Origin of the sequence: Vibrio alfacsensis, from assembly GCF_019670485.1 — a bacterium.
GTDB classification, from domain to species: domain Bacteria; phylum Pseudomonadota; class Gammaproteobacteria; order Enterobacterales; family Vibrionaceae; genus Vibrio; species Vibrio alfacsensis.
Genome location: NZ_AP024167.1, coordinates 87,085 through 105,620, shown reverse-complemented (window position 1 = coordinate 105,620; position 18,536 = coordinate 87,085). Strand labels below are relative to the sequence as shown.

The following is an 18,536-nucleotide window of genomic DNA, read 5'->3' as shown; positions in this document are numbered from 1 at the left end:
AGAAAATGCTTATAAACGTCGACATTTGTTGGTTCCATGTGCGCAAGGAATGAAAAACTTGGTAGTCGCTTATTTAGAGCGGGTATTAATTTTAATTATATTTCATAACCTTACGCAGCCACCTCGTCATTTCAAGCTGCCAAAGCTTACCCTTGCGTGCTCGACGTCTTGATAATTCAGATGACATATTGCGTTTCAACATATCAATTTGACCTTGTGCCGTTGAGTCTGGGCATTCTTTGGCGATGAATTTTAGTACGCGAAACAGAAATGCAGTACCAATACGGTTTGAAAGGTAGGCATCATTTAAAATGCTTATTTGAGATTGATAGTCGATAGAATTGGAATAGCGTCGTCCTCGAATGTTTGATTGAAGAGCTCTTGGTAAGGTGACCAACCCCTGTTTATTGGCGAGATCACGAATTGGTCTAAGAATTTCTATGCCATGTTGAGATTGAAACTTATTATTGAAACTGAGCTGGTACCCCACCCCTAGATGATAGAAACGGTTACCAAGAGGATTTTTCGAGCGATGCGTATTCATAATATTTACCTTTGCGATTGGTGATGAGTCTTCTGAAGTATCTCTATCTGAACATAACAATTACAACCGACAATTTTGTTAGCCGTTCTTCCACACAAAGACGATGCCAAGATCAACGTTTAGGTACAACGTGACGTCGTTAATGGTCGCTTCAACGGCATTAAATGCAATATGGCTAAGTGCAGCATCTATCGCACCTACACAGTAGACAAGATCAGCCTCGACAAATGAGCTGTCGCCAGTGTTGGTATCGATCAATCTCACCTTTGCATCTTCAGTGTGCATCCAATCTCGCCAATCTTTACCTAGATAACTAAAAGCGGTGATGGCCTGTCCATTTTCTCCACTTGTCAGCATTGAGCCCTTAGCTTGGCACCGGCACTCGGTCTCTGTGCATAGATGGTCAAACATAATGTTGTCCTTGTCGTTGAATGAATTTTATTGTTTAGATTAAGTAGTCAAAGCAAGCCGACACGCGTTAGCTGATACCCAAGGCATTAACAAAAATGATGCCCAAGGCGTTCACAAAAATTCTGACCCAAGTAATCAATGAGCTGATAATAAAAATGCCTGAAAACAGAATGATGAATGTGGTTGATAGGTAGTTCAAATTGCGCATTAGATACCCAGGCGCCTCCCTCTCTTGAATGTCTGAAATTTCCTGACATCGAATGGAAAACCGATCACGTTTATCAACGTCTGTGATTAGAGGAGAGTATTGTACAAGCCACAATCTCGCCTTTTCATAACCACCTTTAGCAGCCTGGCGAATCATTGCGACGCCATCATCAAACGGATAGATACCTGTATGATTGCCAGCAACGATTGAAATGCCTAACAAGTAAGAGGCTCTGGTATCCCCAGTTCTCGCTGCAAGACCAATAAAAAATGCAGCCGTATGATTAGCTCTAATTGATAGGTAGCTATTCCCTATGGTAAGCAGTATGTATTGAATTAACGAGAGTAGTAATTTCATAGTCTTATTCCTCTGCTGATTTCTGGATTAAGAAATGGATGCCATCTTTTTGCTTAACTTCGTTTACCAGCTTCCAGTTCATTTGATGCACCAAGTGTTTCACTCGCTCGGGCGCTAAGGGTTCGTTAGTCACGACATGTGCCAGCTCGTTGTCGTCAATTTGTCGAAATAAGAATCGACGTATTACCACAGTCAGATCTGGACATCTCACGTCTCTAGCATCTAATTGCTTAAGCTCCATCACTTCATCTCCTCTGGTAAGTTTTCTAAAATAGCTCTTAATTCCTGCCCGTTTGGTGATTCTTTGCAATGTGACATTAAGGTGTAGATCGTCACATCTCGAGTTTCTTTCACCACTTCGCTTGCATAAGGTAAAGCGACGGTAATTCGACCAGTGCAGTAAATACCTAGATAACTGGCTAACATCCCGAGTGTTGAAAACTCTCGTTGTGAAACCACGCCTAGCTCCGGAGATAATCGGATATTTTTGAATCGATTGTGGTATCTGATAGGGATACGTTTCACTAGCGATTTCAAAGGGCAATCTGGCGCAAGAGCACTTGGCTTGGTGCGTTTCTTTTTTGAACGTAGGTAGTGAGTAATCATGTTGCACCTACCTGTTTTCTGTCAGTAAGTAGCTTAAAGTCGTGCTCAGTAAGTTGGAGTACCCCACCAACCAACACGGCTCCCCACTTGGTTCTATTCTTAGGAATCATGTCTAGGTGATCTAATAAGCGAAAAATGCTACAGGGACGTTTTAGGTTCTTAAAAGACTTGAGCTCAACAACTAACGATGGGATGTCATCCAGCATCAAAGGGTAGGTGTCTTTATCACGTTGAGACCACTCTCTGATTGCTGAGATTTGTGCCGTTGCCACGACGTTCTGAGACTTTTTCTCTTTACCACCGATGTAAATCGCTACCTCATCACCCACACCGACTTGTTTACGATTGCGTGTGTTTTGAAACAGAGTCCAGCCACCCCACTTGGATAGTGCTTCGACCGATTCTTCACCGGACATGAGCTCGCCTTTAGGACTGAAACCCTCTTTCTTTATAAAAATGAAATGTTTCTTCATGATAACTTGCTCCTTTGTTCAATTTCATAGTGACATTGCTTCTTAAGCCGACAAGCGAGCAGCCTTAACACAAGAGAGGTTTTGAGCAGAGATGTGTCGTTCTGACAAAACGACGAATGAGAGAAATAAAAAAGCTACAACCGGTTATCGTGAGAATCGGGTGTGGGTTTGTTGGTTAGGTGTGTTCGCGCATCAATTTAAACAGATTGGTAAAGACCAACCAAACCGAACAATTTGCGACCGAACAAACAAGAACGAACAAAAAACTTGTTTGTTCGGTCGCTTGTTCGGTCAATATGGTGATATAATTTTTCTCAATTTCGACAGAAACTTAGATACTGATGCTATGACCACGAACGCACAATTAAACTCCAATAGACCAGAAAGTTCTATTGAACAACGTCTGTTCAAGATTGCCGATCAGATGCTCTTGGACGGTGAGAAAGTTACGATAAGAGCCATTCTGGATAAGTTTCCTGATATTAGTAGCACCAGTACTCTAAGTTCCGCTTACACCAAATGGCGTCAACAACAAAAACAGCAACGAAATTCGATTGAATGCCGGTTGGCATTTTCAGGCACTTTTAATGCAGCCATTGCAGTAGAACTCTCTCGTCTGCTTGATCTCGAAAAGTCGCAACTTGATGATGAGCAATCTGATCTGCTAGAGCAAGTTGCTTTGCTGCAGCGTGAATTACACCATAAAGAAGATCTACTCAATGAGGCTGTTGAAACCATAACCGACCAGAAAAATGAGCTCTCTAATCTGAGAGCAGAATCTGGCTTGCTTACTCATCAGATAACAGATCTAAAACTTCAGAATCAAGCTGACTTGGAGGAATTAAAAACGCAGCAACAGCAAGCTTTAGATGATCAGAAGAGACATTATGAGGGTGTCGTTAAACAAAAGCAGGAAGACATCACGAAGCTAGAAACACGTAATGATACGCTTGCTGAATCAGCGAAAGAGAACGCAACTCTGGCGGCTAAGCATCAAGTATTAGAAGAGCAAGCGATCAACAAGTTGGAGGCTGCGGAACAGGCTATAGAAGATCTTAAAGAGCAACTCAAAGAGGTTCCCACGCTACGATCTGACTTGAATGTTGCAAATGCTTTACGAGAGTCGAAAGAGGTTGAGTTTACGACTCTTCAAGAGCGTTATGAAACTCTGCAGAAATCCAATACTCAACTAACCAGCCAAGTCGAAGTAAATCGCACCAAGCTTGAGGATTACGAGCAAAAAACGAAAGAGCTGTCTGAACAGTCTTCACGTCTGAATGATGCACGAACACAGTTAGCGACACTATCAGCCAGTGAGCGCGCGTTGACTCAAGAAGTCACACGACTAGAGAATATCGAACAAGAAGCTTCTGATTTGCGTGGCCAACTTACGGCGACTCGAGAGCAGCTTACGACTGCGGTGAACCAAGTCTCAAAATTGAGTGAAAGAATTGGTCTGCAAGCCTCAACAAAGATTGGTGATTCAGACAAGAAAGACTAATGCCTTTGGTTATTACTTTACCTTATTCTGAGAATAATACTGCCCCACTACCAAACCTAGTCTATTCTGCTCTTGATTCGAGGTCAGTGTGCGGGTTTGCGTCAAGTGGCGCGCCCAGTTCAAATTCATTTTGACCTTGCTTCATAATGGCAGCCTAAGCTTAATCTGGGTTTTGTCGGTATCTAGTTCAATTATGTCAATCCTGCCTAGTAATCGTTCTCAGTAGCTTTACGCAATCTTAGTAAAGTACCTGTTCCTACTATGTGAGTGATGCCGGAAATGACAAATGAGTGCACCGTTCGCTGTGTTACGGGCAGGATTTTTTTATATTTAGGCGAAACCTGAATGATGTCACCCTTATTTGCGGGTGAAGCTAGAGTGAGAACGTTGGTATCGAGATCGACAGTATGGCCTTTCTCGAAATAGAAGTCGTATTTATATCCTAACATTTGGAGCCCCTTTCATCATTTTTCAGGCGCGGAAACCTCGGTCTTCAGGCCGAGGAGCAAGCGCCCCTCCATATTTCTTTAGTGATAACTGTAGCCGTCTGAGGCATGTGCTAGACGGCAATGTTTACGGCGACTCGTCCTTGGTGTTTACCTTGCTTTGTGCCTGATGGTACAGTTGCCATTACGATGTCGCCGGTTTTGAATCCCTGCACCACGCTGCTTTGCTTGGCTTATGTGCGTGGGAAACCGTATTTGTCAACGCGACAATCTGGCGTGAGCCGTAAAGCTCAGCAGTGCCATTATTACAGTTAGACATATTTTCAACACTGTGCTCCTCTATTTGATATCTGGTAGATCAGCAAACTCACTACTTTCCATTATCCACCGTCCCTCTGTTCTTAGGTCAGAGCGGTTAAGTTGCTTACTTGAATCTAATTCACTCTGCTCCACGACCTCAAATCTCAATACTTCTACTTCAGTCAATTTACGAATCTCTACAGACATGATTTTGTACTCCGTGAGTTTAAGGAAGCAAAAGAAAAACCAGACCAATGCTTAAGAAAATTGCATCGAACGCCAAGACAACCCATTTTGCTTTCTCAAATTGATTAAGGCGCTGGTAGTGACATTTGCACCAAAAAGTAAGGTTGGTTCCGATAAAAAATCCTGTCATGGCTATAAAATAGATATTCCATTCCCACTCTAAATCCATCCCTCTAAGTGAGATATATATCACCCCTGTCATCGCTAAGGGGACGAAAATGAGCAGCATGTAGAATGGATACGCCAACTGCTTACGTATTAAGTTAATCGATTTTATGAACTCCATCTCTTATGCCCCCTTAATTTCATTCAGTTGCATACAGTCAAGCATTGCTTGTACATCGAAGTGTCTATCACTAAGTACCGGCAAGTAATGTTCAAGGATTCGATTAGCTCGGGTTTGTGTTTTTCGGTCTATCTTGTTTTGGTAATCATCATCCGTTTTAGCTAGCCCTTTAGACCATTCACTGCCCCCCCAATACAGTGCTTGCTCAATGAGCTTCTGATTGCATATTATCGACTCATGCAGGAAATTCAATTTCATATATTCAAAGCTGCGATGCTCGCCGTTGATGAAATCAACATGGCTTCCATTTCGAGTCGGAACGTTCATTCTTATCAAATTGCATGGAGAGTGATTAGCCTTTACTGGTAATCGTGCTAAAGCGTGTTCCATAGATTGATTGACGATGTAAAACACTTTGTTCAATTTCACTATACGAGCCAAATCGACTTTATTCACCGCTTCTTGATCAGCCAAGTTACCGATTTTTTTTTCTAAGGACTCTTTGGAAACTGTAAGGCGAACACTTAATTGCCCAAGATGGTGCGCAGCCATCCAGTCGTTGTAACTAAAACGGTCGATGGACTCTAGCTCTTCTTTACTTAGTTCGTAGCCAACCTTAATGCCGGACCAATATGCTCGCTTTTGAACTGAAGTCATATTCGGCTCTGGAAGATGTAGTCTTTTACTTGGATCTGGGATACGATTTATGATGGTTTCTAACATATACAAGCGCTCTCTTATTTATTTGATAAGAGAGTAAACTTGACTTAGAAGCCGACAATCAAAGCAACTGCATTTTTCGTAGCGGCTCGATGACGCAATCTTGGTTGTTGTCACGACTGTAAGCAGTAAGCGCTATCACACGTTCATCTTTGCTCATACTTTTACCCAAATCGTGGCTGAATTTAAGCATTTCAATAAAATGGCGGTTTTGAGTGATCCCTTTAAAGAAGCCCTCCTCCCACTTACTGTTTGGTTTAATTAACGACCAAATGGGTTGGGTTTCTTTGTTGTATTGAAACAGGAATTCAACCGTAAACGGGTTATTTTCAATTCGGCTTGATAGGTAGGTTGAGAACGTAGAAAACATTGTGTTTGCAATCGCAATGCAGCTAACCGCTAAGGCATATTTTTCACTTGAAATAGCTCCGGCATGACACTGAGCAGCCATGTCATTAGCATTGGATATAACCTGCGCAAAGATAGTGTTGCGCTCGCTTTTTTGGGGCTCTTGCGTCAGTAAGTAGGTTTGCACCTGAAACCAATAGTCTTGAGTTAAAGATATTGATTCCATATACCCAGCTGGAAACGCTACGTTGTAGTTTTCAATGATGGATTCTTCAATATACTCAGCATGCAATCGCTCTAATGTCTTAACCTCATAACCGGCATCAGAATGAGGACCTAGCTGATACCAACGATGATCATTCAAGATTAAGATTTCTTGCTTATAGCCGGTCTCATTCATAGATCGCTCAATCACATTGAGTTTGGTGAGCTCTGACAGAATGCTCTCAATCTCATCTAACGCATTGGTAGAGCGCAATTCCAGGCATATCATATCTGGCGTTCTTATTGACACGACGTAATTTGAGGGCATTAACATCTCGGCACTCCTTATCCATGATTGACTGCAATATTGTTACGAGTTCAAGAAAGTTGGGACGTCAATTTGCCAATCTTTAGTGACTTGGTGGGTTTTGATTTCTCGAATGTTTTTTCGTAACTCTGCACGCTCCCCTTTTAACTTGGCAATATGATCTTCAAGTTCAAGGATGGTCGACTTCATTTCACCAAGTGTGTCAGCTTGCGCGTGATAAGCCTGCTTGCTAATGAAAGACAATAGAACCGCTTCCTCGTCGTGAATATCAAAGCTATGGCGAAAGAAATCAAACAATGAAGCGTTAAAGCCTATGTGTCTTTCGTCTACCGCCCCCCTCACAACTTTAAATCGCGTGTCACGTTTGCAGACAATGACTCCCCAATTATCTGGGATTCTCTCAAGAAGCTTCTTACCAAAATCACATTCACGCACAAAAGCATAACGATATTCACCCAAAATGATGTTATTAAGTTTCTTGCGTAGGGTTGGGTCGCTTGCTTGGTCAATACAAACAAGCGCAACACTTCCATCGAACGATCCCGTTAAATATCGAAAGCCAATCAGATCAGGTAATGTCTTAGAATCCAGTTTTCGGCTTACTGAAGAAATAATGTCGCTACGACTTAAGCAGAGTTGGCAGCCGTGACCGGATTTGGAAGATGGAGTTGCTAACCAGTTTTTTCCCGCATGCTCTAGTCTTGCTTTAGATAACATAATGAGGTCCCCTATTTCAGCGTATACACTAATAAGCGAAAAGGTGTTTGTGCCTAAACGATCTTCGTCAACTTCTGCTCCTGGTACCAACCTTGAAACTTATTCGTTACCAATTTTTGCGTCTGCTTAAATTCATCAGATAGAAATGCGATTCTCTTAGTCAGAAATTCAACCACATAACGAGGTTCGACATTTTCCTGGCGAGACAGTAATGCAATTTGATCTGGTTTTATGTGTGGAATTACCAGCATCTTATCCATTTTAAGAGCAAGGTAGGTTCGCACGTCGATTTCAGGTAGATGGGTCCAGTTGCTGATATCTGCGGCGATGTTTTCAATTTCATTCGCAGACATGTAAGGACTGATAAGCCAAGCCTTGGTATTGACCTCATACACCATGAAATATTTCGATATTTGAATGTTGGAAGCCATACGTTCGATCACTTTAAGTGAGTCAGGCATGTGACGGCTTGATTGAGATTCGTAAAACTCGTTGGTCAGCATTGGTTTGTTGTTCCCGCCATTGCGATACGTCGCCCCAGACTCTTCAATGAGTTCCTTGTTAAACACTTGGAAGTAGACTTTATCGTTTACACGCTGAGAATCACGGTAGCCGTTGATGTTTGTTATCTCAAAACCCATCGTAATACCGAAAAGGTCCAATTCAACAACGCGGTGGTTCTCGTTGCCATCGACGGAGATATTCTTAAGTAAAATGTTTTGATAAAGGTCTTTGTTGGCTCCTTTTGGCTTTAGTATCAACCGAAGTGCTTTAACCAACTCATGAGACAGAATTAGAGCCTCGTTCTTATCTTTAACCTGAATCCAGTAGTCTTGGATTAACTCAAGAATATTTGCTTCACCGTAACCAGATTTTTGAATGTACTTTCTTCTGTCTGAATAGTGTTCTTGCCGAACTTTCTCGTACAAGCGACGTACCATTAGCGGTAACTTCGGTAAATCAGGGTGTGCAATGCCGTATGCACTTATGTTTTGCAATCGGTCGTAAAAGCTAGGCTGCCAAGTGATTACGCAGAGCTTGAAAGGTTTATCATAGTCGTGGTTAATGCGATCTTGCGTGGTAGCATTTTCTTTCAGTTGCCCTTTGCTCTCCGTTTTGTTCGGATTGATAATATGGAACTTATTAATCAGTTGAAGATGGCTTTTAAGACATATTTCTTCGTCGTTAGCCGTTTTCTCAATATGAGTGAACTGCTTATTCGTGTGATAAGCTCGAATGATAGAGTGATTGATTGATCGAAGTACAGATGGTCCTCTGGATAGCCCTTGGCGCTCAGCAATCTCTTCGACCCAAATAGGTATGAGCACTTTACTTAGATCAGTAAGGTCGTCAATTTCACCCTTTTGCTTTTTAAACTTCAGATAATCAATGGTGATGTCCTGAATCCGGCGCAGTACATCCTCGTCTTCTTCATTAAACACGCCATACACACTGGTCGCTAAAGCCGTTTGCTTCTTACCGTATTGGTAAAATTTACCCTCGCGACGTTCAGAAATGATATTGGCTGGTGGAAGCGTGCAATTTGATGCCATCAGTTCATAGTCAGTACCATAGAGTGATTCTAACGTGATTGGGCTCGGTGAATATGAGGGCGCTCTAATGTCATCGACACCACTTTGCTCTAATACAGTCGTTATGTACTTTTGGGCAGCTCTTCCCTTAGTAGCAGGCTCGAAGAAAGGTGTTTCAGGATAATCAGCATTGCACAGAAATTCATAACATTGCAGCCGTGGATCAGACACGTTGAAGCAGTCATGTGCGGGGATAAGTGTTACAAATCGACTGTGATCTCGTAGCATGCGCAAGTAGCGATATATCGAGGAACGTTTTTGCTGGTACTTTGATAACAGTTCGTTGATTTCAAAGAACTCACGCTTATCGCCTGTTTCACGCTGATACTCAATATAGGATTTCACCAACTGTAAAAATCGGTGAAAACCTACTTGGTTTTTAGTCGATTCGATCAGTGAATCTAATGAGCGAGTTGCCGAAGCAGGCACTCGAATCACAGGAGAACATATATCAGTCATCATGCTAACCTATCACCAAGCCGTGCTGCTATGATTTTAGCTTGAAGTATGTGGTAACATTGCACATAACTGGGCTCTGCTTATGAGTCGTTACACGTTCTTGCTGAAGAATGTCACGGATACGTTTACCAGATTTAACGACAGGAACACGAGCCATCTCTTTGATCAGGGATGGAGTTTTTGTCATGTTAAGACTTATGCGTGTTATGCGTGAAACTGATCGTTGAGTGTTCATCCTTTCTCTCTCAATGTCCATTTTTTTTGAATTTGGTGATCATATAAATCCGTATAGGTTTGCTCATAAATCACTCAATCAAATGTATGACACCTTGAGGAAATTTATCAAGTCGTCGTTTGATGTCGAATTTCCCCTGTTTTTAGGCTTATTTGCTCCGTTATGGCTCAAATTTGATGATTTATCACTACGAGAATTAGGTCAAATCCCTTTATGTTAATTATTTAGAAAATCTCTTGATCCTTTATTGGTTTCCAAATGGTTTATATGATCAAATGATCTAGCGAAACTGCTTATGTGGATAAGGACGTAACTAACTGCTTTTATAAGCTAATTTATTTTAGTTGTTTACAGTTTTCCGGAACGATGGATCAAGGCAATATCGGAAAGATGATCATGGAAAGGTGCTAATCCAATATTTGATTTCTGCTAATCCAATTCTAAAACCGCAATTTCAGATCACATCTTTTAAACATGAAGCAAACAGCATACTCACAACATGTCAACACCCATATCCACAATCAATAGTTTGCCAATAACTAAGCTTATATATCTTGAAAATAACTCTGAGTAAGTTGCATTTTTGTGATAACTGTCACATTAAATCTATGTAGCGATCACCTTTCACTCTGTACTTTCACTTTTTCTCGGTGTGATATTCCCATTCTGTCTCGCTGATTTTGCATTGCTTTGTCACAACGTCAGTAAAACCAGATCAGTCTCTTCATTTTTGCATTGCTTTGCCCGATGGCGGAGGAATCGGTGTCCTGATCCTGCCTACAACCGCCCTATCTAGTTTGTCTTTTCAAAAGTGCATTACTTTGGCACTGATAATGCAAGCCTACCCTATTAGTGAACAGCGCTACTGGTGAACGTCGATCTTTGCAAGGGATTATTGCTAATCTAATTCTTAAAGTGATAAAGCTCTGTTTGGTTTGAAGATAACTAGGCTTGCCACCCATTGCTAATCCAATGTTTAAAGTCACGATGGTGAGATAAGTCTAAGTAGGTAGTGTGGGCTTGGTTCACCCTGTGCTAATCCAATGCTAAGACGAACCTGTAGGTTTTGTTTGGCTCTTTAGGTAGGTTTGAGTGTTCTGAACTGGTGGGAGTCTGTCTGATTTTGCATTCGTTTTGCAATTTGCTGTTTTTATCCACAATTTCTGTGAGTAATTCTGGTAAAAGCAGCGAATCGAATCGTTCGCTGCTTTTGTTACCTGCTAAAACGCTATCTCTTTAGGTAACTCGGTGGGCATTGTTTCTTGGGATGGTTTTCGGTTTCTTCTTCGTGATCCCGATGATGCTTTATTCGCAACAACGCACTTTGATTTTCCTGAGAAGTCGGGCAAATGTGAAAGCAGAGAGCTACCGTATTTCTTGGTCACTATTCGATTGTCAGTGATAATAATTTTTCCACGACACTCGGACGTTCTGATTAATCGCCCACAATATTGCGTCAGCGTGTTGCTCGCAATGGGTAATGTATAGTGGTAGAAGCTGTTTTTACCGCTTTTTTCGACTTGCTCTGCTTTAGCTGAATTTATTGGGTCGTTTACCGCTTTGAAAGGCAATGCGCCAATGATTACGGTATCTAATAGCTCCGCTGGTAGATCGAGCCCAGTTCCAAAACTGCTTAACCCAACAATCACTGATTTGTGACCACCCTCAACATCCGCTTTATGGGTATCTAGTAGTCGCTCTCTCGAATCGTCACCTTGAAACTTAAATGAAATACCATTGAAATCATCGTTCCAACGCATTTCTTCCTCAAGCTTATTCACTTGGTTATATGAATTGAGCAAAATTAGCCCTGCTTGAGTGTCACTAAGTAGCTCTGGCAAGGTATTAGCAAACTTAGCGATATAATCATCATCTGAGGGGTTACCGATGCTGTCATCAACGATAAGAGTACCTTGCTTGTTGAGGTCAAATGGAGACTTCAAAATCAGCTTCATCGGCTGCCACACTTCATCATTGTGCAAACCAAGTTGCTTCATAAAGAAATCAAGCTTTCCAAGTGCAGCCAGTGTGCCTGACATAAAGATGGATTTAGCGGTTTTAAATTGGTCAAAGAATGGCTCTAGTCGCATTGGAGCTGCTTCATAAGTGACCAAAGACGCAAATTCTCTTGTCTCAAGAGCAGTCCAGTCGACTGGTTTAAAATCCCCTTTTTTAGAAAGTTCGTGTACGCCTACTGCTTGCTCAAGCAAGTAGATGTAGTAACTCACTTTATCCATCAATTTCGAGTGTGAACCATTCGAATTGTCCTCTTTGAACGCTTCTTGCAGCTCGTTAAAAAATTCAAAAAGGTAATGAATATCTCCATACAATTCGGCAAGCTCTGCTTTAGGCTCTGGGTGCTTATCTAAACGTAGAGATAAGCTGATCGAAGTTGATTGGTACAAGTCGTCAGACTGTTCAGATAGTCGAATGGATAGTGATTGCTCAAAGTCGTAAATGCTATCAATGAGTTTATCAATGCTGCTGTCTAAGGTAGTGATGATCTCGTTATAGTTTGGATAGATATTGAGTACATTGGTTTTCCATTCATCAAACGTATCGGCTTCAAAGCACTTACAGATGCGTGATAGCTGAAACGATTTCTGCAACGATGAAGTGATAAGTTCTGGTAATTGATGCGCTTCATCAAAAATAAATACCGTTTCTTCAATGTTGCCGATCAATTCGCTATCTGAGTCTAAGAGAGCAAATAGCATGGCGTATGTCGTCACGACCAATTGTGAGCTTTGCGCTGCTTTACGCATTTTCACATAGGCACATTTATCCGCATACGGACAGCTTTCAATACGGCACTGATCGCCTCTATATTTAATGTCGTTCCATAGTTCGTCTGAAATTTCGATCTTGCCCTGATAAGTATCTCTGATCTGATTCCAGTCACCGTTCAACGCATCGTCTTTCAATGATTTTTGGTACGGGTATTGGTCGTCAATTTTATTAAGGCATACGAAGCGGTCTTTACCGATTAGTCCAATCGCTGTTAAGTCTGGAAATAAGGTTTCTTTTAAGCGAGGAATATCTTTTGTAACCAACGAATTAATTAACATAACGTTAGGAGTGCAATAGAACACTCGCTTTGCGCCACTTTTAAGAACAGGAAGAAGTGCGCCAAGTGTTTTGCCTGTACCAGTCGCAGCCTCTGCAATCAGCGAATTATGCTCTGTAGATTGTAAAAGAGAGTCGATTGAGTCCATTAACTCAAGCTGCTCTTTTCGAGGTTCAAAGTTAGGGTTGTATGTTTTAATTTGCTCTAAGAAAATGGAAGTCATGTCTAAGTCCTCTTTTAAACGCATAGATAATTTAACCCTGACTTGAGAGCCGACAAGATGTGAGGTAATTTTCGATGTAGAAACTAAACTTCTTCTTGCTAAGTGACACTCCTAACCGTTGGTTTTTCTTTGTCGCAAAAATAAGACAAGATTTCTGCTGTTACTGTATATAATTACATGTTCAATTAACGATTTGGTCATCTGGATGATGAGGTAGCACTATGGATAGTCAAGCTAACCCAAGCATTTATCGCAAAACTCTGCTATCGCATGTACTATGCCTCGTAGCTGTTACTGTGTTTTTAACAGGGTTGTTTTTTTATCATATTGATTATGACCGTAAGGTGCGCCAATTTACTGAGTTGACAACACTGAGCTACCTTTTCGGCAGAATAGAAGAGCCTTTACAGATTGACTTGCAAAATCACTCTCGTCGTTTCCTATTGGACTATTACTCTCAAATAACAAGAGAAATTAATGAACTCTCATTAGAGCGTAATAACAGATGGAACTGGGGGAGTTACGATCTAGATACCAAGATGATATCTATGCTCGAAGATAACTACCTGTCGTATGGCAATTTCTCGCTCGATGATCTCCGTTATTTATGGGATCAGGATAGAATTACTCTTGAGTTACCAGTTATCGATTATGAGTCAATAGAGCTAATGATTGATAAAGTGACCACGACTTTTGAATCCCGTTATTCCATTACGGAGCCTTATTCCGTCAAGTTTGATATTAAAGAGTTTGATCCTGCTACGCTGTCTGCGGTGTACTTGATAAGTGCGACCTATGGGAATATGCACTTCTCCGATGCGGTATCACTACCAATCAGGATGCATCGCTTTACCATAGACGAATTGAATAACCTCAAAATGAGCATTGATGGGCTTTATAACTCAATCTACATTGTCTCGGATATAGGCAAGTCATTTGATTTCAACTTCCCTAGTCTCAAATCACTACCAGATGCTTACCAAGGTTTACCACCAGAAAAAGCATTGAGCTTAGCTGAATTGGAAATCAAAAATACCTACATTAAGTATTCTCCACCAGCCGAAGTGATCATGTTGCTGATGTGCATTCTTTGCACGATTGCTTACATCTTTATTCGTGTTCCAATTATCGAAATTGGGTCAGTGAAGCCATCCCCTCGCAGCTATATCAAAGCATTTATCATCGGGATTCTGCCATTTTCTTTAACCACAGCGGTGGCTTTGTTTACCTACATTTATATCACACCTTACATAATGTATTCACAGTGGTTCTGTATCGTCGTTGGTACCATTGTCGGCTTGCAAGGGGTTGTGTTTAGTCACCGATTTGGTGTTTATATGTGTCTTAGGAGGCAACTCGATACTTGCGCCAACCATGAGGCATAAGTGTTCGTCCCGTTAACGACTTTTCATTGAGTTAAAATGGTCGATGTCTAATTCATTTCGTCGATACCACAATTCTATGGTTTTAAGCTGGTCTTGTGTTGCATTGATAATGCAATGCCTGCCAGTGATAAACCACGTCATATTGCTGAGTTTGATCCAACCACATTTCTCTAGTTCTGCTTCAGATTGAAACCCCATTTCCAACATCAATGCTTGGTGACACTGGTATCTGCACGCGTGCATGATACCTGCCGGACACAAAAAGCCGTTCATCGCAATCAGCTTGTTGTCGATAACATCCATGCCGATCGGTAAGGCATTATCAAAGAGCCTCATCGTCTTAGTTGGTTCAATCAATATTGGCATTTCCATTGGTTTGATGTGATGACAACTCAAGGCTTGATACATACGACCAAACAGTTCTGTCTTATCTAATTTTTTCGTCATTCCTGTCTCCATTTATGCTTTCCATACCAACTATTAGCGAAAAATTGTTTTCGCTAATAGTGGTAAATAGCCAAACAGGAGTGGACGAATGGATACCGATTCCTTGATTCATCAATTAAGAAATGACGAACAGAATTTCCGAAAGCTGAGTTTTATACACAAAGGAAAATACTGTATTCACAAATCAGGGATGGTGGTCTCACTTAACCGAGATACACCGCGAGTTATTGAACCCGTATTTTCGATGCCAGAGGGTCTGTCAGTTGTATTGTACTGCCCAGAGCCTATTCGATTTTACGTGGCGAACCTCGTAGCGCATTGTTTTGGTTTAACCTCCACCTTGCGTGAAAAGGTCTTCTTTGAAGATGGGGATGTCACCAACCCTGTACTAGAAAACTTAAGCACAAAGAACGGTTCAAGTGATGCTGAAACATCATTTTGTCAGGAGGAGTTGCATTCCGAAATCAATAACATGCTCGAGCGCCACGATAGCGGTTTGAGAGAAGTCGTGATCACTCAAGACTTCATTGAACACCTAAAACGTTTGTTAGATCTAATTAAACACAAAATAGACCGTAAACAAATCTCAATTGCTGAGGTCCAGGTAGAAAGTTTGGAGAAATGGTTTGACAGCAATTGGTTCCACTCGAAGTCCAGGTCTACCACATTGCTCAAAAAAGAACTTGATGCGCTGATTAATGAGATTCCTACCCTAAGCGCCCAAGAAATAATCAAGCAGTCAATCTATCAATTTTACGATCTCTAGGAGAGAGCTATGATCCCAATCCTTAAATCGATATTAATCTCGTCCGTCATACTTACCTCGTCACAGCTTCCTGCTTTTGCATCTGAAACCGATGCGGATATCACCCATATAACGAAAGAAAGGGTGTACCAAGAGTTCGGCAAAATTAACAGTGGAAATGCGGATTACTATGTTATTGCTCAAGCCTACCAACGTGGGTTGTTCGTAAAGCAGAGTAATGAGCTGGCCATTCGTTATTATCGCGAAATGGTTGATCACGAGCCATCAAAGCTAGCTCTTATCCACCTATACAGTCAAAGTAGCACATTAGACAGCGAGCAAGCGTTGTTACTGATACAAGAGTTTGATAAGCCACAAGAGAAAGGCTTAGTCGCGATAAAGCTCTATCACGAAATACTATCAGGTTTAGATCTTCCGATTGATTACATCAAAGGAGTCATCCAAGGTCAGTCAAAATCCGATGGTTATATCTATCTCGCACTCGCACACTGGTACTACAACCAAAAACAATACAATGAGGCCTACCAATTCTTGAGTGAAGCAACAAATCGAGGCTTGAGCTCTTCCTTGAGCCTTGAAAAGCTCAAGGGTGAATTATGGTCACCAAAGTTACTGGGGTTAACGGTATCGAGCGAACCGTTATCAAAGTTGCTTTCTACACTTGATGAGTCGGAGGTATTTGAGCGGTCTGACAGTAAAGGGCACAGTTTAATTCCTTACACTGCGGTAAGAGATTCGGTCTACAAAGGTGTAATAGTGGAGCCGGATCCAACCCATCAATCGGTAGCCGGTATTCAGCTTATCTTTTCAAAAGGTTCCGAGTTCAAGCGAGCTTACCAGTCTATGCTGCACAAGCATGGAGACCCTCGCTGGGTTGTGAGTAATAAAGTCGATTATCTAGTTTGGTCAGACAGCGGTTTCCATATCTCCATGACCGTACCTCAATCAGGCATCAGTTGTGATCATCTCGATGACATTCGCAGTCTCCCTCGTCAGCAACGGATTCATATCAATAATGGTCGTTGTCTTACACACAAAGGAACGAAAAGTAAGAGCTTATATATCCAATACAATTTTCCAGTAGAAACCACGAGCAGTTCACAAGGAGTTTATCATGTGGAATATTAAGTTGATCACGGCTTTGTTTCTTAGCTTAGTTCTAAATGCCTACGCTTATGCGGATACTATTTTACTCACAGGTGTTGTCCGTTACGCAGAAAAGCTTGTTTACCAAGGTAAGGCGCAAATGCGATACGTAGTTGAGGTCGAAGACAGTGCTCATAACAGTTGGACGCGCAAATATGCAGATGTAAGAGTCAAAATGACCGATGTAGCTATTCCCCTACTCTTCAAAAAGAATGACTTCCTCATCGTGTCGGGCCAGGCTGACATGAAAGATGTCGATGTGCTTCACTCAGACCTGATTCATAAAACGGATGCAGTAGAAATGACCAATGATGACCTGCTGCCAATCTGGATGTCTTATTACCGTGAGAAGCTTCAAGCCGATCTTCAGCTTGCTTTAGACAATTTTGAATCTACTACGATTGATAAAATCTACCCTGTGCAGTTTGCTTTTCGATTAAGCCGGGATCGCGATAATTACACGTTCATTGAGTACAACGGCCTAAGAGACCACCCACTGATGCCACTGCTTGAGTTTCAGATGCAACGTTCTATGTCAGGCATGGATTCTCTGATACCTGAAATTTTTTTCGATTTTTTTAAAATTTCTATCGAAAATATGAAAGTCACTGTAGAACGAGATAGACGGACGATTTCTTAGTGAGTTCAATAAGTTACTCTCAATACAAGTTGAGTTACTGTATTTCTGTCAGAATGACGAATTTTTGTCTAATTTAGGGGGTTTTCAAGAACAAATTTTCGTTCTAAGTTAAGAACACACCCCAATTCTGAAAGGCAAAAACAATGTTGAATACAGCTGCGTTAATTTTGAAAGATATTGAAGACCAGGCTCGTATTGACCTTGCGAGTGAGTTCATGGAAGCCTGGCTTGATGCTCATGGTGAGGCGTTCATAAAAGAGCATATCTCGGAGTTCAATCACTCTGAGCAAGATCTCATTGGTCAACTTATCACAAAAAGCGCACCGATCGTCATCGTCGACAAAGTAGTGCTGCACTTCTACGAAACGATGAACCTTGCCCAGCAATCTTGCGAGAGACTGTATCGTGACATGGCAATGGACCATTACAGAAACGGCAAACTATACGCTCACACTAAAATTATCGAGCATGTCGATCCATGGTATAAGACACTGCCAGATAGAATCTCAGGCCAGCATTACAAATTAGCCATTGAGTGGCTGCACATTGATGCACCATACGCGCTGTATGAGCTGTTCGAGGAGTCCTTTAGGCTTGTGCTTGAGGAAATGCCAACAGAGCTCTTTAAAGACCTGTGGATGCACGATGCGTTGCTATTCAATAACCCAAAGTCTGAGTTATTAATGCCAGTTTACGCTGAACGCATTTACGAAGAGATCCTTTCTCACTTCGGCTTTACCATTCGAGAAGAAAATCAGCGCATTATCTGGGCTTGTGTGCAAGACAAAGAGGTGTTGAAAAATGCCAAGTTGTCAGTGCAGCAACGCATGCAAGATAAGTAGTGCTATGTGGAGCGCTTCACTCAGTAATGTGAGTTGAGC

21 protein-coding genes are annotated in these 18,536 nt (G+C 41.6%); 6 read left to right on the top strand and 15 right to left on the bottom strand.

Annotated elements, in window-relative coordinates; all coding sequences use genetic code 11:
• Window positions 1-91: 91 nt before the first annotated feature.
• The 6 genes from VA249_RS22035 to VA249_RS22010 form a co-directional block, all read right to left on the bottom strand.
• Window positions 92-544, bottom strand: coding sequence for a hypothetical protein (locus tag VA249_RS22035; RefSeq protein ID WP_176703777.1), 453 nt, complete (start codon window positions 542-544; stop codon window positions 92-94).
• Window positions 545-622: 78 nt separating this feature from the next.
• Window positions 623-955 (bottom strand): hypothetical protein, encoded by a 333-nt coding sequence (locus VA249_RS22030; RefSeq protein ID WP_176703778.1) that lies wholly within the window; start codon window positions 953-955, stop codon window positions 623-625.
• Window positions 956-1,022: 67 nt separating this feature from the next.
• Complete coding sequence (locus tag VA249_RS22025) at window positions 1,023-1,520, bottom strand: hypothetical protein (protein ID WP_176703779.1); 498 nt, start codon at window positions 1,518-1,520, stop codon at window positions 1,023-1,025.
• A 4-nt stretch (window positions 1,521-1,524) separates the two neighbouring features.
• On the bottom strand, window positions 1,525-1,761 hold the full coding sequence (locus VA249_RS22020; protein WP_176703780.1) for a sulfurtransferase TusA family protein: 237 nt from the start codon (window positions 1,759-1,761) through the stop codon (window positions 1,525-1,527).
• Window positions 1,761-2,126, bottom strand: coding sequence for a hypothetical protein (locus VA249_RS22015; RefSeq protein WP_176703781.1), 366 nt, complete (start codon window positions 2,124-2,126; stop codon window positions 1,761-1,763). The genes VA249_RS22020 and VA249_RS22015 overlap by 1 nt, the downstream gene beginning before the upstream one ends.
• Window positions 2,123-2,599, bottom strand: coding sequence for an EVE domain-containing protein (locus VA249_RS22010; protein WP_176703782.1), 477 nt, complete (start codon window positions 2,597-2,599; stop codon window positions 2,123-2,125). Before VA249_RS22010 ends, VA249_RS22015 begins: the two co-directional genes overlap by 4 nt.
• Before the next feature lie 346 nt (window positions 2,600-2,945).
• On the opposite strand from VA249_RS22010, the gene VA249_RS22005 reads away from it, so the two are divergent.
• A complete protein-coding gene (locus tag VA249_RS22005) occupies window positions 2,946-4,100 on the top strand; it encodes a coiled-coil domain-containing protein (RefSeq protein WP_221072352.1) in 1,155 nt (384 codons plus the stop codon).
• A gap of 206 nt (window positions 4,101-4,306) precedes the next feature.
• Here the strand turns inward: VA249_RS22005 and VA249_RS22000 are convergent, their stop codons facing one another.
• The 8 genes from VA249_RS22000 to VA249_RS21965 form a co-directional block, all read right to left on the bottom strand.
• On the bottom strand, window positions 4,307-4,549 hold the full coding sequence (locus VA249_RS22000) for a hypothetical protein (RefSeq protein WP_176703784.1): 243 nt from the start codon (window positions 4,547-4,549) through the stop codon (window positions 4,307-4,309).
• A gap of 336 nt (window positions 4,550-4,885) precedes the next feature.
• Window positions 4,886-5,053 carry a hypothetical protein gene (locus tag VA249_RS21995; protein ID WP_176703785.1) on the bottom strand — a complete coding sequence of 56 codons (168 nt, stop codon included), beginning with the start codon at window positions 5,051-5,053 and terminating at the stop codon, window positions 4,886-4,888.
• Between the two features lie 328 nt (window positions 5,054-5,381).
• Window positions 5,382-6,035 carry a hypothetical protein gene (locus tag VA249_RS21990; protein WP_221072351.1) on the bottom strand — a complete coding sequence of 218 codons (654 nt, stop codon included), beginning with the start codon at window positions 6,033-6,035 and terminating at the stop codon, window positions 5,382-5,384.
• A gap of 124 nt (window positions 6,036-6,159) precedes the next feature.
• The gene (locus VA249_RS21985) at window positions 6,160-6,939 is read right to left on the bottom strand and encodes a hypothetical protein (RefSeq protein ID WP_221072350.1); all 780 of its coding nucleotides are present in this window, start codon (window positions 6,937-6,939) and stop codon (window positions 6,160-6,162) included.
• A gap of 81 nt (window positions 6,940-7,020) precedes the next feature.
• Window positions 7,021-7,695, bottom strand: a complete 675-nt coding sequence (locus VA249_RS21980; RefSeq protein WP_176703789.1) for a hypothetical protein — start codon at window positions 7,693-7,695, stop codon at window positions 7,021-7,023.
• A 53-nt stretch (window positions 7,696-7,748) separates the two neighbouring features.
• Window positions 7,749-9,749, bottom strand: a complete 2,001-nt coding sequence (locus VA249_RS21975; RefSeq protein ID WP_176703790.1) for a hypothetical protein — start codon at window positions 9,747-9,749, stop codon at window positions 7,749-7,751.
• Between the two features lie 25 nt (window positions 9,750-9,774).
• Window positions 9,775-9,933: a hypothetical protein gene (locus VA249_RS21970; protein WP_221072349.1), complete on the bottom strand. Its 159-nt coding sequence runs from the start codon at window positions 9,931-9,933 to the stop codon at window positions 9,775-9,777.
• Window positions 9,934-11,201: 1,268 nt separating this feature from the next.
• Entirely contained in the window at window positions 11,202-13,271 is a 2,070-nt protein-coding gene (locus tag VA249_RS21965; protein ID WP_221072348.1) for an ATP-dependent DNA helicase, read from the bottom strand.
• A 221-nt stretch (window positions 13,272-13,492) separates the two neighbouring features.
• Between VA249_RS21965 and VA249_RS21960 the strand changes: the two genes are divergently transcribed.
• Entirely contained in the window at window positions 13,493-14,656 is a 1,164-nt protein-coding gene (locus VA249_RS21960; RefSeq protein WP_176703792.1) for a hypothetical protein, read from the top strand.
• Between the two features lie 12 nt (window positions 14,657-14,668).
• On the opposite strand, the gene VA249_RS21955 is transcribed toward VA249_RS21960, so the two are convergent.
• A complete protein-coding gene (locus VA249_RS21955) occupies window positions 14,669-15,103 on the bottom strand; it encodes a hypothetical protein (protein ID WP_176703793.1) in 435 nt (144 codons plus the stop codon).
• 88 nt (window positions 15,104-15,191) lie between these two features.
• Here VA249_RS21955 and VA249_RS21950 point away from each other — a divergent pair, with 88 nt between their 5' ends.
• The 4 genes from VA249_RS21950 (at window position 15,192) to VA249_RS21935 (ending at window position 18,497) form a co-directional block, all read left to right on the top strand.
• Window positions 15,192-15,869, top strand: coding sequence for a hypothetical protein (locus tag VA249_RS21950; protein ID WP_176703794.1), 678 nt, complete (start codon window positions 15,192-15,194; stop codon window positions 15,867-15,869).
• Between the two features lie 9 nt (window positions 15,870-15,878).
• Entirely contained in the window at window positions 15,879-16,997 is a 1,119-nt protein-coding gene (locus VA249_RS21945; RefSeq protein WP_176703795.1) for a tetratricopeptide repeat protein, read from the top strand.
• Window positions 16,984-17,655 (top strand): hypothetical protein, encoded by a 672-nt coding sequence (locus VA249_RS21940; RefSeq protein ID WP_176703796.1) that lies wholly within the window; start codon window positions 16,984-16,986, stop codon window positions 17,653-17,655. Before VA249_RS21945 ends, VA249_RS21940 begins: the two co-directional genes overlap by 14 nt.
• 143 nt (window positions 17,656-17,798) lie before the next feature.
• Window positions 17,799-18,497 (top strand): hypothetical protein, encoded by a 699-nt coding sequence (locus tag VA249_RS21935; protein WP_176703797.1) that lies wholly within the window; start codon window positions 17,799-17,801, stop codon window positions 18,495-18,497.
• Window positions 18,498-18,536 lie beyond the last annotated feature (39 nt).

What these genes read in the sequence shown, in the direction of transcription:
- VA249_RS21985 (WP_221072350.1), bottom strand. Translation starts at nt 6,939, where the DNA reads ATGATATGCCTGGAATTGCGCTCTACCAATGCGTTAGATGAGATTGAG.
- VA249_RS22035 (WP_176703777.1), bottom strand. Translation starts at nt 544, where the DNA reads ATGAATACGCATCGCTCGAAAAATCCTCTTGGTAACCGTTTCTATCAT.
- VA249_RS21945 (WP_176703795.1), top strand. Translation starts at nt 15,879, where the DNA reads ATGATCCCAATCCTTAAATCGATATTAATCTCGTCCGTCATACTTACC.
- VA249_RS21990 (WP_221072351.1), bottom strand. Translation starts at nt 6,035, where the DNA reads ATGACTTCAGTTCAAAAGCGAGCATATTGGTCCGGCATTAAGGTTGGC.
- VA249_RS21955 (WP_176703793.1), bottom strand. Translation starts at nt 15,103, where the DNA reads ATGACGAAAAAATTAGATAAGACAGAACTGTTTGGTCGTATGTATCAA.
- VA249_RS21960 (WP_176703792.1), top strand. Translation starts at nt 13,493, where the DNA reads ATGGATAGTCAAGCTAACCCAAGCATTTATCGCAAAACTCTGCTATCG.
- VA249_RS22010 (WP_176703782.1), bottom strand. Translation starts at nt 2,599, where the DNA reads ATGAAGAAACATTTCATTTTTATAAAGAAAGAGGGTTTCAGTCCTAAA.
- VA249_RS22000 (WP_176703784.1), bottom strand. Translation starts at nt 4,549, where the DNA reads ATGTTAGGATATAAATACGACTTCTATTTCGAGAAAGGCCATACTGTC.
- VA249_RS21980 (WP_176703789.1), bottom strand. Translation starts at nt 7,695, where the DNA reads ATGTTATCTAAAGCAAGACTAGAGCATGCGGGAAAAAACTGGTTAGCA.
- VA249_RS21975 (WP_176703790.1), bottom strand. Translation starts at nt 9,749, where the DNA reads ATGATGACTGATATATGTTCTCCTGTGATTCGAGTGCCTGCTTCGGCA.
- VA249_RS21995 (WP_176703785.1), bottom strand. Translation starts at nt 5,053, where the DNA reads ATGTCTGTAGAGATTCGTAAATTGACTGAAGTAGAAGTATTGAGATTT.
- VA249_RS21965 (WP_221072348.1), bottom strand. Translation starts at nt 13,271, where the DNA reads ATGACTTCCATTTTCTTAGAGCAAATTAAAACATACAACCCTAACTTT.
- VA249_RS21950 (WP_176703794.1), top strand. Translation starts at nt 15,192, where the DNA reads ATGGATACCGATTCCTTGATTCATCAATTAAGAAATGACGAACAGAAT.
- VA249_RS22025 (WP_176703779.1), bottom strand. Translation starts at nt 1,520, where the DNA reads ATGAAATTACTACTCTCGTTAATTCAATACATACTGCTTACCATAGGG.
- VA249_RS22015 (WP_176703781.1), bottom strand. Translation starts at nt 2,126, where the DNA reads ATGATTACTCACTACCTACGTTCAAAAAAGAAACGCACCAAGCCAAGT.
- VA249_RS22020 (WP_176703780.1), bottom strand. Translation starts at nt 1,761, where the DNA reads ATGGAGCTTAAGCAATTAGATGCTAGAGACGTGAGATGTCCAGATCTG.
- VA249_RS21940 (WP_176703796.1), top strand. Translation starts at nt 16,984, where the DNA reads ATGTGGAATATTAAGTTGATCACGGCTTTGTTTCTTAGCTTAGTTCTA.
- VA249_RS22005 (WP_221072352.1), top strand. Translation starts at nt 2,946, where the DNA reads ATGACCACGAACGCACAATTAAACTCCAATAGACCAGAAAGTTCTATT.
- VA249_RS21970 (WP_221072349.1), bottom strand. Translation starts at nt 9,933, where the DNA reads ATGACAAAAACTCCATCCCTGATCAAAGAGATGGCTCGTGTTCCTGTC.
- VA249_RS22030 (WP_176703778.1), bottom strand. Translation starts at nt 955, where the DNA reads ATGTTTGACCATCTATGCACAGAGACCGAGTGCCGGTGCCAAGCTAAG.
- VA249_RS21935 (WP_176703797.1), top strand. Translation starts at nt 17,799, where the DNA reads ATGTTGAATACAGCTGCGTTAATTTTGAAAGATATTGAAGACCAGGCT.